Source organism: Chryseobacterium gleum (assembly GCF_900636535.1).
Classification (GTDB): Bacteria; Bacteroidota; Bacteroidia; order Flavobacteriales; family Weeksellaceae; genus Chryseobacterium; species Chryseobacterium gleum.
On sequence record NZ_LR134289.1, the window covers coordinates 3,524,653 to 3,537,214 of the forward strand.

Genomic DNA, 12,562 nt, shown 5'->3' on the forward strand with positions numbered 1-12,562 from the left:
AAATGAAAAAAGTACAGAATATAATAGTATTCTTGTCAGTTTTACTATTCATCGGTCTGACGTACATTAGTTTTTTTAATGTATATCAGACCGATGATTATTTCTGGTCCTATACTACCAGAAAGTTTGGATTGCTGCAAAGCTTTACAGATACCTATACACAATGGGGCGGAAGGTATTTCGGATATTCCATCAATATGTTTAACCCTGTCTTTTACGACAGCAATAATATTGTCCCGAAAATATATCCTGTCTTGTTAATCCTTTCCTTTATTGGAGTTTCAGCATTAAACTTTAAAGAGTATTTCAACTATTCTCTGAAGGAATCCGTTAAAAAAGGATTTCTTTTGTTTTTCTTTTATACAGTCCTTCTGGTAAGCTTACCGGAGCATTACTTCTGGATTACGGGGTCCAATGTTTATTTTGTTCCTGTTATTCTATCCGGGATTTTACTTTATTTTTTCAAAAAATATGAAGATACAGACAGGAAGATATGGTTGTATCTTTCAGCCTTGCTGATCATTATTCTGATGGGATCTAATGAGATTCTGGGATTAATTCTTGAAGGTCTTTTATTAGTAGCCTGTTATCAGAAACGCAATAAAGAAAGCCTGATTCTGGCATTGCTGGGAACCGTATTTCTGCTTGTTTGTTTTCTTGCACCCGGAAATTTCAACAGAATGGGCGAAGTGGAAAGCGGAATTGTTAAATGGTTGAAAAGAGCTGCTCTTTTTGGGGCAGATACTGTATATGTAGTATTTAAGGTTATTCTTATACTGCCATTATTTATAAAGGTTTTTGAAGAAGAACTTAAAAAGATTGCTGATAAGGTTACATATAGGCAAGCTGTTTTATTCTGGTCAGTTTCATTGATTCCTTTGTTATTTACAAGCTATATTCTCACCTCGGTTGCAAGACAGTTTGAAAGTATCCTTTTTTATTTTCTGCTTAGTTTTTCCCTGTTATTATATTTCAAATGGGAAAAGGTCAAAAAGCTCTGGTGGCTTTCCCTACTCATTGTATTCCTTCCGGAGCTCAAAATTTTCCCCGAAAAATATTCTTACTTTAATATTGATTTTAATAATGAAAATATAATAATGGAAGTTCTGAATACAGATCTGAAAGAATATGAAAGAGAAATGAACCAAAGAACAGATACCATCAGTAGCTCTCCTAAAGACTCAGTTGTGGTGGATAAGATAAAGGAGGTTCCGAGGATTTTATATATGGATGAAATGGCTTCTGTAAAAGAACAGGAGACTTACGTAAATGATCAGCTTCAGAAATATTTCAATAAAAAATACATCAGAACGAAAGAATAAACAAAGGCTTTAGATCATAATTCTAAAGCCTTTGTTTTTTTAATCTTTGAAAACCTGATTTTCCTGTTCCTGAACCCTTATAAAAGTAGTTCTCTTGGAAAGCTCTTTCAGTTTCGAAGCCCCTACGTAAGTACATGTAGACCGGACACCTCCTAAAATATCCTTTACTGTTTCAGAAACCGGACCTTTATAAGCTACTTTCACTGTTTTTCCTTCAGAAGCACGGTATTCTGCAACACCTCCGGAATGCTTATCCATTGCTGTTTTAGAGCTCATTCCATAGAAAAGGCGGTATTTTTTACCGTTTTCTTCAATCATTTCTCCACCGCTTTCATCATGTCCGGCAAACATTCCTCCCAGCATTACGAAATCTGCACCGCCACCGAATGCTTTTGCAACATCACCGGGAACTTTGCAGCCTCCGTCGGCAATGATATGTCCTCCTAGGCCGTGTGCGGCATCAGCACATTCAATAATTGCAGAAAGCTGAGGATATCCCACTCCGGTTTTTACTCTGGTAGTACATACGGATCCCGGGCCAATACCTACTTTTATGATATCTGCTCCTACCAGAAGAAGCTCTTCCACCATTTCTCCGGTAACCACATTTCCTGCGATAATAATTTTATCCGGAAAATTTGCCCTTGCTTTCTTCACAAATTCAACGAAATGCTCAGAATACCCATTGGCTACATCTATACAGAGAAACTCAATTTTTGGATGCTTTTCGAGGATCTGTCTTATTTTTTCTTCATCAGCCTTTCCTGTTCCTGTACTTAAGGCAATATACTGGTGGATACTTTCAGGCTGGCTATTGAGAAACCGGCTCCATTCATCAGGAGTATAATGTTTGTGAACAGCAGTAATAATTTTTTCTTTGGCCAGTTCTACTGCCATTTCAAAAGTCCCTACCGTATCCATGTTAGCGGCAATTACCGGAACTCCCGTCCACTTTTTCTTTGTATGCTTAAAGGTAAATTCTCTTTGGAGATCAACTTCCGAACGGGATTTTAAAGTAGAACGCTTAGGGCGGAACATTACATCCTTGAACCCCAGTTTTATGTCATATTCTATACGCATTTTGTAATTATTTGTCAGAATAAAGGTAGTGAATAATATGAAATAGTGTATTTTTGAAATAATGGATTTTCCTGTAACCTTTCATATTTTCGGCAAAACAATCCTTGCGCATCCGCTTTTTGAGGCTGCCGGGATGTTTTTGGGCATGAGATATTATTTTTATCTGAAACGTAAGTCCAAGGAAAAACTTTCTTTCAATACTTCTGCTGCGGTTTTAATAGGTGCTACTGCCGGAGCTTTGATAGGTTCCAAGCTGATCGGTAATCTTGAAAATCCTTATACATTATTTGAAAATTTTTCTATCAGAAAGTTCTGGTCAAATAATACCATCGTCGGAGGGCTGGCTTTTGGCTTATTGGGTGTAGAGCTGGCAAAAAAGATAGTACATCATAAAGAAAGTACGGGAGATCTTATTGTTTTTCCCCTGATGCTGGCCATGATTATAGGCAGAATAGGGTGCTTTCTTACCGGTATTGGTGAAGAAACATATGGTATTCCTACTGATTCTGTTTTTGGTATGCATTTGGGGGACCAATATCTCAGGCATCCTGTTGCTTTGTATGAAATAGCCTTTTTAATCTTTCTTTGGATAGGATTGAAGTATATTCAGAATCGTAAGAAATACCCTTCTGGTTTTATTTTTCAGCTGTTTATGATTAGTTATTTTACATTCAGATTCTTTTTGGATTTTATAAAACCAAAGGTAGAAATCCTGGGAAATATGGGGACTATTCAATGGGTCTGTATCTGTGTAATTATTTACTACATTTATAAAATTAAAAATACCGGATCTTTATATTTAAAATATTCAAGATGAAAACATTAACTATTTTAGAAGGCAATATCAATCTGGCTGGAGTAGTGGTAGTGATTGTTGGCGCAATTATTTTGGCTGCACTGGTTCTTTCCCTCATTGTCACAGTTATTACAAAACTTATTTACGAAAGAAAGGGAGACCGGAAATTTACCAAAAAACAATTTATCCAGACCATGCTTATATCCCTTCTGATCTGTGGGCTGATCAGCGGTTACATTTGCGGAGGACTTTAAAAAATTTGCTATGCCAGTAAGAAATTATACCTATTACGATTATACCATCAGTCTTTGCCCGGAATGTCTTAAAAGGGTAGGAGCCAAAATCATTATTGAGGATGAAACTGTTTTTATGACCAAAAGATGTCCGGATCATGGATTTTTCAAAACAAAAATAGCTTCTGATGTACATTATTATAAAAATATAAGAAACTATAATAAAGCCTCGGAAATGCCTCTTCATTTCGGAACCGATGTGGAATATGGCTGTCCTTATGATTGTGGATTATGTGTTGACCATGAACAGCACAGCTGTCTTTCTATTGTAGAAGTTACAGACCGTTGTAATCTGACTTGTCCTACATGCTATGCGATGTCTTCACCACATTATGGAAGTCACAGAAGCCTGGAAGAAATTGAGGCCATGTTTGATGTTATTGTAAAAAATGAAGGGGAACCGGACGTCGTGCAGATCAGTGGAGGGGAACCTACCATTCATCCGGAATTTTTCAAAATTATGGATATTGCCAAGTCAAAACCGATCAAACATCTCATGCTGAATACCAACGGAATCAGAATAGCCAATGATCCGGGATTTGCTGAACAATTGGCAACGTATGCTCCTGAGTTTGAAATATACCTTCAGTTTGATTCATTTAAACCTGAAGTTCTGGAAGATTTCAGAGGGAAGGATCTTACTGCAGTCAGAATGAAGGCACTGGAAAAACTCAATGAACTTAATCTTTCTACCACACTGGTGATTGTCCTTCAAAAAGGTAAAAATATTGATGAAATAGGAAAAATTATAGAATTTGCCCTGAAACAGAAATGTGTAAGAGGAATTACCTTCCAGCCTGTTGAAATTGCCGGAAGAAACCGGGAAGATTCTGCCCATGAAAAAATTACCTTAACGGAGGTAAGACAGGAAATTATCAATCAGTTTCCGTTATTAAATCCTGATGATATTATTCCTGTTCCTTGTAACCCGGATGCTCTTGCTATGGGATATATCTTAAAACTTCAGGGCGAAACAATTCCTTTAACCCGATACATCAATCCTGCCGATCTTCTGAATAATGAATCAAGGAATACCATTGTTTACGAACAGGATAAGGGATTGCATATGCAGCTGCTGGATATATTCAGTACCGGAATTTCCGTAGATAAAGTTCAGCCTAAAGTCAATCAGTTACTGTGCTGTCTGCCTGAAGTCTGTGCTCCGGATCTTGACTATGATAACCTATTCAGAATAATTATCATGAACTTTATGGATGCTCATGATTTTGATGTAAGAGCTGTGAAGAAGTCATGTGTACATATTGTCAATAAAGATCTGAAGTTAATCCCTTTTGAAACGATGAACCTTTTTTACAGGGATGAGAAAAAGGCTTATCTGGAAGAGCTCAGAAAAGAAGATAAAGTATTATTTTAATAATATAAAAACAAAGCGTGAAATCTGATTTCACGCTTTTATTATTTCTTTGGTTATTTTACCTCTTTTACATTTTCAAAAGTCATCACCTCTTCCAGCGTTTTCATGTATTCATATGCTGTAAGGTCAAACTTTACCGGAACAATCGAAATATATCCGTTAGCCAATGCCGTTTCGTCAGCATCCTCAGAATCATCCATATTGTTGAAATATCCGGTTAGCCAGTAATATTTTTTACCATGAGGATTAATTCTCTCATCGAAGCTTTCTTCCCATTTTGCATGCGCCTGTTTACAGACTTTTACGCCTTTTATTTCTTCCGCCGGGAGTTTTGGAATATTGACATTCAGTACAATTCCTTTTGGCATTGGGTTTTCCAGAGTTCTTCTTACGATATTCTGAATAAATTCTTTAGCCTGGGTAAAATCTGCTTCCCAGCTGAAATCAAGTAATGAAAATCCGATCGCAGGAATCCCTTCCACACCAGCTTCTACTGCAGCAGACATGGTTCCTGAATAGATTACATTAATAGAAGAGTTTGCACCATGATTGATTCCTGAAACAACAATATCAGGTCTTCTTTTCAGAATTTTATCAAGAGCCATTTTTACACAGTCTACAGGAGTTCCGCTGCATGAAAAATCAGTTTGAGGACCTTCCAGATTAACTTCCTCGTAGCTTAGGGTAGAATTAATGGTAATAGCGTGGCCTTTTCCACTTTGAGGAGAGTTGGGTGCTACAACAACTACTTCTCCGATTTCGTTCATAAAACTTACTAGATTTCTGATACCGGGAGCTGTAATTCCATCATCATTAGTCACCAGGATAAGTGGTCTTTCCATAAATTATCTTTAATTTTTTTGTTCAAATAGTATTGTGAGTCTGTTCATTTTCAGAATGGAACAGAAAGATTTTCAACACATCAAATGTAGGTAAAAATAAGACGCGATAAAACAGCAGATGAAGTATTGATTTCTTTACAATCAAAATTGAGTTTCATCTTTTTTGAATACAAAAGAAGATTGGAAACGAATATTATTGGTAAAATACAATGTTCAGAAAAAGTAATAAAATAAATAATTACTTTGAAAAAGACAGAATTTTTTAAGTTGATCTTAAAAATTTACAGATGCATTTCCAGCAGGAGTCTGTTTTGAATTCTGTGGAAAAGCACCTGTAAAGATGTTTTGTTAAGTGATTTGCAAAGAATTAATCAAGTGGTTTTCTGCCGGAAATAATGTTATAAAGAATAACAACAATGGCAATAACCAGTAAGACATGAATTAAATAGCCGGTACTCATACCCGGAACTATTCCTAACATTCCTAAAAGCCAAACGACGATGCAGATAACTGCGACTAACCATAGTAAACTTTTCATAACGTAATATTTTGAATTTGTATACATCAATACCATCATATTTTATGCCTTTATGGTTGAAAACATATTTTTGTGGTACCTGTTTTGTGATTTTTAATGAAAAAAAATCGAAAAAACATCGTAAAAAGAAATATCATCATCTGGTTTTGAATTGAAACTGCCTGACAGCAGGAAATGACTAACACTGTTTTAATTATTTGCAAATCTCTTTAAATAAAAATGATCAAAACTGTCGATATTTGTAAATAAGGTATTAAATTTGATCATTTGTAACAGTACCAAACTTACTGCTACTAATTACTATACTTATTTTAAAAAAATTAATAAATAAAGACAGTTTATGTGGAAAAATTTCAAACTGAATAAATTTTTACTCCTGATTCCATTAACCAGTCTAATGTTTTGTTTCAACTCGCCAAAGAATGACGATGAAAAGATGCAGACAATAATGGTGAGCGTAAAAAACACACTTTCTTATCTGCATTACAGCCCGAAAACGATCAATGATGCCTATTCGAAGGACGTTTATAAGCATTATTTCGAATTGGTAGACCCGGCCAAAAGATATTTCCTGCAATCTGATATGGACGAATTCAGCAAGCATGAAACAAAGCTTGATGATTATATAGGACAAGGTGATCTGACATTTTACAAACTTACTATCGACAGATTATACCAGAGAGTGGATGAAATCGATAAAATCACACAGGATATCTTCAGTAAACCGATCAATCTTCAGGAAGATGAAACCCTTACCCTTGAGCCAAAACTGAAAAAAGTACCTGCCAACAAACAGGAACAGTATAACGAGTGGAAAAAATTCATCAAATACAATATCCTTCAGGAAGTTGAATCGATGAACAGTAAGGAAGAAGCGCAGAAAGAAAAGAAAGATTCTGTTCAGAAATTCAAACTGAAAGATACCATCAAACTGAAGGTGCTTACTCAGGACGAAAAGATCAAAAAAGCTACAGATGAAGTAAAAGATCTTGTAAAAGATACCTTTACCAGATTCAAAAAGAGAAAGAAAATGGATTGGTTTACGGTGTATATGAATGCATATACAGAAGTATTTGATCCACATACCAATTACTATTCTCCAAAAGATAAAGAAGACTTTGATACCCAGTTTACCGGAAAAGTAATCGGTATCGGGGCATTGATTCAGGAGAAAAAAGGAAACCTTTACCTGGGAGCTCTTACTATTGGTGCACCGGCATGGAAGTCTAAACAGCTTTCAGAAGGTGATAAAATCCTGAAAGTAAGATCCAAACCGAAGGAAGATGCAGTAAATGTTGTAGGAATGCTTTCTGATGAGGCAGTAAGGCTGATCAGAGGAGAAAAAGGAACTCCGGTAACCTTAACGGTTCAGAAAAAAGATGGTACCATTAAAGATGTAACCATGATCCGTGAGGAGGTTGCTATTGAGGATACTTTTGCAAGAAGTATTGTTGTTAATGCTCCGAACGGTAAAAAATATGGTTTCATCAACCTTCCAAGCTTTAATGCAGATTTTGAAAATGCAAAAGGAAGAAATGCTTCTGATGACATTAAGAATGAGATTGTTAAGCTTAAGGCGCAGAATATTGAAGGAATCATTCTTGACCTTAGAAATAATGGTGGAGGATCTTTAACTGAAGTAGGAGATATTATGGGCCTTTTCATGGAAGCTGGTCCTTATGTTCAGGTAAAAGATGGAAACGGAAAAATACAGACGCTTAAAAATAAAAATGAAACGCCTATCTGGACTGGTCCGCTGGTAATCATGCAAAACGAACTTTCCGCATCCGCTTCAGAAATCCTTGCTGGAGTAATGCAGGATTACGGAAGAGCAATGATCATCGGGTCTCCTCAGTCTTTCGGAAAAGGAACCGTTCAGACTTTTGTTGATCTGAACAGATTCCTGAATACAGAGGATGATTTCGGGTCCTTAAAACTGACCATCCAGAAATTCTACAGAATTACAGGAGAATCTACCCAGAGAAAAGGAATTGTATCTGACATTCAGATGAAAGATTTCTTTACTTACGCTGAGGTAGGAGAGCGATATGATGATTATGCATTGGCATGGGATAAAATTTCCCCTACAAAATTCCAGAAACTGAACTATTTCAATATTCAGGCCCTGGAAAAAGCAAGTGCTGACAGAATGGCTAAAAACAGCAATTATCAGTTGTTATTAGAATCTGCTCAATGGAGAGAAAAACTGGATAAAGAAGAGAACATTACGCTGAATATAACGAAGTTCAACGAACTGATGAAAAACAGAAAATCTCAGATCGAAAAGTTCAAGGCTTTGACAAAATTTGAGAACGGACTCCAGTTTATCATGTATCCAAGTGAGATTGAAAGAGAGAAAAAAGATGAAGCATTCAAGAAAAAATCTGAAATGTGGATCAAGAATCTGAAAAAAGATCTTTACCTGCAGGAAGCAATGAATATTGTATCAGATATGGGAGCTAAATCCTAAACATAAAAAAACCGCTAATCTTTTTGATTAGCGGTTTTTTATTGAATAAAGTAAATTATTTAATTTCTACACATCCCACTCTTCCTCCTGCATTTCCTGTAGGCTGAGTATGGAAGTCATCTGCTGCTGCGTGTACAATAAGGCCTTTACCGATAATGTTTTTAGACTCATCTGTACAGCCTAAGCACCATTTATCTGTTTTGAAAGTCAATGTTGCAGTCCCGTTCTGATCAGCAACCAGGTTTCCTATATCTCCCATATGGAAATGTTCAGCTCCCCATTTACCATGATCATTCTTGGAAGGATTCCAGTGTCCGCCCGCAGAGGTTCCGTCTGCTGCAGAGCAGTCTCCTTTTTCGTGAATGTGTACGGCATGAATTCCGGGAGTAAGGTTGGTAACATCCAGCTTCATCGTTACCTCATTTCCGTTTTGGGTAAACTTTGCTGTTCCTCCTGTCTGTGTTCCGCTTTTGGCATTTATAGAGTACGTTTTTGTAGTTCCGCATGATGCAGCTAAAAATGCACACCCTGCCAGTAATGCTAATGTTTGTACTTTCATTTTTAAATGATTTAAAGTGATTTTACTATAAAAATAAAAAAGATTTTCCAATGCGCTTTATGATTCCGGGCTTTTTTCAAAAGATGCTGCGTATTACAGCTTTATTCCTTCTCTTTCAATCCCGGTTCATACAACTTATGATCAGATTGTTAACGGCTTTAAAAACAGCCCGGAAAAAGCTTATTTTTAACGTTGAATTATTATAGGCATAAAAATGGTCATTCTGTACACCTTTATCAGTGAAGAAAAGCATCAGGCTCTTCTGGACAGATATCTGTCCGGTTTTTCTCCGGAAACTCAACAGGCAATCCTGAAATACAGAAGATGGCAGGATGCGCAGCTTTCTTTATTGGGAAAAGTTCTTTTACAATACGGATTGAAATCTTATTATAATATCGCTGATATAGAAGTGGGTATTCTTCCCAACAAAAAACCTTATCTGAAAGGCCAGCAACTTCATTTTAATATATCGCATTCCAAAGATCTGGTTGCCTGTGCTATTGCAGAATATCCTTTGGGAATAGATGTGGAATTCAATGATCCGAAGATCAGTTATCAGGATTATATATTTCAGATGACAGCAAGAGAACTTCTTGAAATTCAAAATACTGAGGATAAAATAAAAGGATTTTTCACCTATTGGACTAGAAAGGAGGCTGTAATCAAAGCGCATGGAGCCGGAATGATGATTCCCTTGGAATCTTTCGAAATAGCCAATAACGAATGTGTTATTGAAGGGGAAAAGTTCTTTACTAGAGAGATTTTTATTCATGAAGGCTACCACGGATATATTGCCTCTTCAGATCCGGAAATTAAAAGAGCTGTCCCTCTCTTTAAACATTGGGAAGAAGCTGTTTTATAACTGATGATGCAGAAATTTCTGAGAATAGCAATAACAGACAAACAAATTTGTATCCCGGTTCATTAATTACCATTCGGTAGCAAAAGAATGCCTTTCGGTAACAATTTTTTTACAGAAAGGCATTTACTGTGCTATTTTTGATCCAGAAAACAATAAAAATGAAAACACAAGGACAAAACATACTGGTTCTTTTTTTCCTGATCGCTTCCATCATGGGATATTCTCAGGTGAAAATATCGGGGAAAGTTTCCTTCAAAAACAAAGGAGTCGCTGAAGTAAATGTAACACTTAAAGATACTTACGACGGGACAACCACTGATGCACAAGGTAATTTTACATTTGAAACTTCAGAAAAAGGAGCTCATATCATTACTTTTACCCATCCGAAATATGAAAACGTAGAAAGACCAGTCTCTATTGAAAATCAGGATGTCTCTTTGAATGTCGACCTTAAAGAACAAATCAGCGAAATTGATGCCGTTGTCGTTTCTGCCGGATCTATTGAAGCCAGCGATAAGAAAAGAGCAACAGCACTGCTTACTCCCATTGATATTTATACCACAGCAGGAGCGGATGGACAGATTTCTTCAGCACTGACTTATCTTCCCGGTGTACAAAAAGTGGGAGGAACGGAAGGTCTTTTCATCAGAGGAGGTACAGGAACGGAGTCTAAAATTTTTATGGATGGAAGTCTTATCAACAATTATTTTTCCAATTCGGTTCCGGGAATTGCAGGAAGAGATCAGTTCAATACCTCTCTTTTTAAAGGAAATATATTTTCAAGTGGTGGTTATTCTGCGCTGTACGGCCAAGCCCTTTCAGGAGCATTGATGCTGGAAAGTGTGGATCTTCCGGATGAAACTTCTTATAATGTTGGGATTTCACCTATTTTCCTGAATGCCGGATTTCAGAAGCTGTCAGACAATAAAAACTATTCCTACGGAGCTACAGCAGGGTATTCCCTTTTAAGCCTTATGCAGAAAGTTTTTAATTTTAATACAGATTTTGTTGAAGCGCCACAAGGTTTTAACGGAGACCTGAATTTCAGATTTAAAACCAAATCAGGAGGATTTTTTAAATATTACGGAATGTTCAATTCCAATAGAATGGGTGTGAAGTCGGAAAGTCTTGAACCCGGTTCCGATTTCAGCCTGGTAAAGCTTAATGGCAAAAACACTTTTCATAATCTGTCTTTTAAACAAAAATTTGGAAAATATCTGCTGAATGTGGGTGGTTCTTACTCTTATAACAGATCAGATCTTCATTTTTCTACAGAAACCAATGATGTTGAGTCCAACAGGAGCCAGCTTCTGACTGATGGAAATTACCTGAATTTTAAAGCAGTTCTTGAAAGAAAAATCAACAGAATCAGTGCGGTAAGGGGAGGTTTTGAACTTAATAATACCGATGAAAATCTGAATTTTGAGGCCGTAAATAAGCATTATAAAGATTTGATCTCATCAGCATTTGTTGAAACAGATCTTGGCTTCAGCAATGCTTTGTCAGCGAAAATTGGAGTAAGAACAGAACATTCATCATTTTTAGGAAAAAGCAATATTGCACCACGTTTTGCAATTGCATACCGTCTGGCAAAAGACTGGACCACTTCGTTAGCTTACGGACTTTTTTATCAGAATCCGGAAAGTAAATACATCAATGGCCCTGCAAATCTTGGTTTCCAGAAATCTCAGCATTATATCTTTCAGGTTCAGAGAGCATCAGAAGGCAGAACATTACGTTTTGAAGCGTTTTACAAAAAATATGATCAGTTGATCAAAACCTTCAATATTACCCAGGATAAAGAGCAGAATCAGCAGATCCAGACTGCATTGAACAATAATGGATACGGATATGCAAAAGGACTGGAGTTTTTCTGGAGAGATAATAAGAAAACATTTGAAAATATTGATTACTGGATCAGTTATTCGTATCTGGATTCAAAAAGAGATTTCCTGAATTATCCTGTGAGCCTGCAGCCAGGTTTTGCTGCAGAACATACACTTTCAGCAGTGGCAAAAAGATTTATTCCGGAATGGAAATTAGGGGTAAACCTGTCTTATACCTATGCAAAAGGCCGTCCTTATTATGATATTGCCTCTACATTTAAAAATGGAGAAGCCGTAAATTTTATCCGAAATGAAGGCAGATTAAAAGATTACAACGCATTGAATTTCAGTATCAATTATCTTCCGAATATTGGTAAAAAGGATGCGAAATCTTTTCCTGTATTTGTACTGAGTATCAGTAATATTTTAGGATCAAAAAATGTATATGGCTATAATTTTTCAGCAAATGGTTCCAGAAGCTCTGCAATTGTGCCACCGGTCAATACTTTTGTATTCATAGGAGCATTCATAAGCTTCGGAGTAGACAAAACGGACGATGCCATCAATAATAATTTATAAAAACATAACTTAGAACCCAT

General features: G+C 36.4%; 11 protein-coding genes. 7 read left to right on the top strand and 4 right to left on the bottom strand.

Features of this window, described 5'->3' with window-relative positions; all coding sequences use genetic code 11:
• Positions 1 to 2 precede the first annotated feature (2 nt).
• A complete protein-coding gene (locus EL165_RS16010; RefSeq protein WP_002982058.1) occupies positions 3 to 1,322 on the top strand; it encodes a DUF6056 family protein in 1,320 nt (439 codons plus the stop codon).
• A 39-nt stretch (positions 1,323 to 1,361) separates the two neighbouring features.
• On the opposite strand, the gene EL165_RS16015 is transcribed toward EL165_RS16010, so the two are convergent.
• Positions 1,362 to 2,402, bottom strand: coding sequence for a GMP reductase (locus EL165_RS16015; protein ID WP_002982059.1), 1,041 nt, complete (start codon positions 2,400 to 2,402; stop codon positions 1,362 to 1,364).
• Positions 2,403 to 2,463: 61 nt separating this feature from the next.
• Here EL165_RS16015 and EL165_RS16020 point away from each other — a divergent pair, with 61 nt between their 5' ends.
• Genes EL165_RS16020 through EL165_RS16030 form a run of 3 tightly spaced genes read left to right on the top strand, consistent with a single transcriptional unit; the run spans position 2,464 to position 4,866 of the window.
• Complete coding sequence (locus EL165_RS16020; RefSeq protein WP_002982060.1) at positions 2,464 to 3,219, top strand: prolipoprotein diacylglyceryl transferase; 756 nt, start codon at positions 2,464 to 2,466, stop codon at positions 3,217 to 3,219.
• A complete protein-coding gene (locus EL165_RS16025; RefSeq protein ID WP_002982061.1) occupies positions 3,216 to 3,452 on the top strand; it encodes a hypothetical protein in 237 nt (78 codons plus the stop codon). The genes EL165_RS16020 and EL165_RS16025 overlap by 4 nt, the downstream gene beginning before the upstream one ends.
• Before the next feature lie 10 nt (positions 3,453 to 3,462).
• Entirely contained in the window at positions 3,463 to 4,866 is a 1,404-nt protein-coding gene (locus tag EL165_RS16030) for a radical SAM protein (protein WP_002982062.1), read from the top strand.
• A gap of 53 nt (positions 4,867 to 4,919) precedes the next feature.
• Here the strand turns inward: EL165_RS16030 and surE are convergent, their stop codons facing one another.
• Positions 4,920 to 5,708: a 5'/3'-nucleotidase SurE gene (surE, locus tag EL165_RS16035; protein ID WP_002982064.1), complete on the bottom strand. Its 789-nt coding sequence runs from the start codon at positions 5,706 to 5,708 to the stop codon at positions 4,920 to 4,922.
• Between the two features lie 367 nt (positions 5,709 to 6,075).
• Positions 6,076 to 6,246 carry a lmo0937 family membrane protein gene (locus EL165_RS16040; protein WP_041461998.1) on the bottom strand — a complete coding sequence of 57 codons (171 nt, stop codon included), beginning with the start codon at positions 6,244 to 6,246 and terminating at the stop codon, positions 6,076 to 6,078.
• Between the two features lie 340 nt (positions 6,247 to 6,586).
• Between EL165_RS16040 and EL165_RS16045 the strand changes: the two genes are divergently transcribed.
• Positions 6,587 to 8,716 (top strand): carboxy terminal-processing peptidase, encoded by a 2,130-nt coding sequence (locus EL165_RS16045; protein ID WP_002982067.1) that lies wholly within the window; start codon positions 6,587 to 6,589, stop codon positions 8,714 to 8,716.
• Positions 8,717 to 8,771: 55 nt separating this feature from the next.
• Here EL165_RS16045 and EL165_RS16050 read toward each other — a convergent pair whose 3' ends face one another.
• Positions 8,772 to 9,275, bottom strand: coding sequence for a superoxide dismutase family protein (locus EL165_RS16050; protein ID WP_041461999.1), 504 nt, complete (start codon positions 9,273 to 9,275; stop codon positions 8,772 to 8,774).
• A gap of 214 nt (positions 9,276 to 9,489) precedes the next feature.
• Here EL165_RS16050 and EL165_RS16055 point away from each other — a divergent pair, with 214 nt between their 5' ends.
• Both EL165_RS16055 and EL165_RS16060 read left to right on the top strand, forming a co-directional pair.
• On the top strand, positions 9,490 to 10,137 hold the full coding sequence (locus EL165_RS16055) for a 4'-phosphopantetheinyl transferase family protein (protein ID WP_002982072.1): 648 nt from the start codon (positions 9,490 to 9,492) through the stop codon (positions 10,135 to 10,137).
• Positions 10,138 to 10,295: 158 nt separating this feature from the next.
• Complete coding sequence (locus EL165_RS16060) at positions 10,296 to 12,542, top strand: TonB-dependent receptor (RefSeq protein WP_002982074.1); 2,247 nt, start codon at positions 10,296 to 10,298, stop codon at positions 12,540 to 12,542.
• Positions 12,543 to 12,562: the final 20 nt, after the last annotated feature.

What these genes read in the sequence shown, in the direction of transcription:
- EL165_RS16010 (WP_002982058.1), top strand. Translation starts at nt 3, where the DNA reads ATGAAAAAAGTACAGAATATAATAGTATTCTTGTCAGTTTTACTATTC.
- EL165_RS16015 (WP_002982059.1), bottom strand. Translation starts at nt 2,402, where the DNA reads ATGCGTATAGAATATGACATAAAACTGGGGTTCAAGGATGTAATGTTC.
- EL165_RS16020 (WP_002982060.1), top strand. Translation starts at nt 2,464, where the DNA reads ATGGATTTTCCTGTAACCTTTCATATTTTCGGCAAAACAATCCTTGCG.
- EL165_RS16025 (WP_002982061.1), top strand. Translation starts at nt 3,216, where the DNA reads ATGAAAACATTAACTATTTTAGAAGGCAATATCAATCTGGCTGGAGTA.
- EL165_RS16030 (WP_002982062.1), top strand. Translation starts at nt 3,463, where the DNA reads ATGCCAGTAAGAAATTATACCTATTACGATTATACCATCAGTCTTTGC.
- surE (WP_002982064.1), bottom strand. Translation starts at nt 5,708, where the DNA reads ATGGAAAGACCACTTATCCTGGTGACTAATGATGATGGAATTACAGCT.
- EL165_RS16040 (WP_041461998.1), bottom strand. Translation starts at nt 6,246, where the DNA reads ATGAAAAGTTTACTATGGTTAGTCGCAGTTATCTGCATCGTCGTTTGG.
- EL165_RS16045 (WP_002982067.1), top strand. Translation starts at nt 6,587, where the DNA reads ATGTGGAAAAATTTCAAACTGAATAAATTTTTACTCCTGATTCCATTA.
- EL165_RS16050 (WP_041461999.1), bottom strand. Translation starts at nt 9,275, where the DNA reads ATGAAAGTACAAACATTAGCATTACTGGCAGGGTGTGCATTTTTAGCT.
- EL165_RS16055 (WP_002982072.1), top strand. Translation starts at nt 9,490, where the DNA reads ATGGTCATTCTGTACACCTTTATCAGTGAAGAAAAGCATCAGGCTCTT.
- EL165_RS16060 (WP_002982074.1), top strand. Translation starts at nt 10,296, where the DNA reads ATGAAAACACAAGGACAAAACATACTGGTTCTTTTTTTCCTGATCGCT.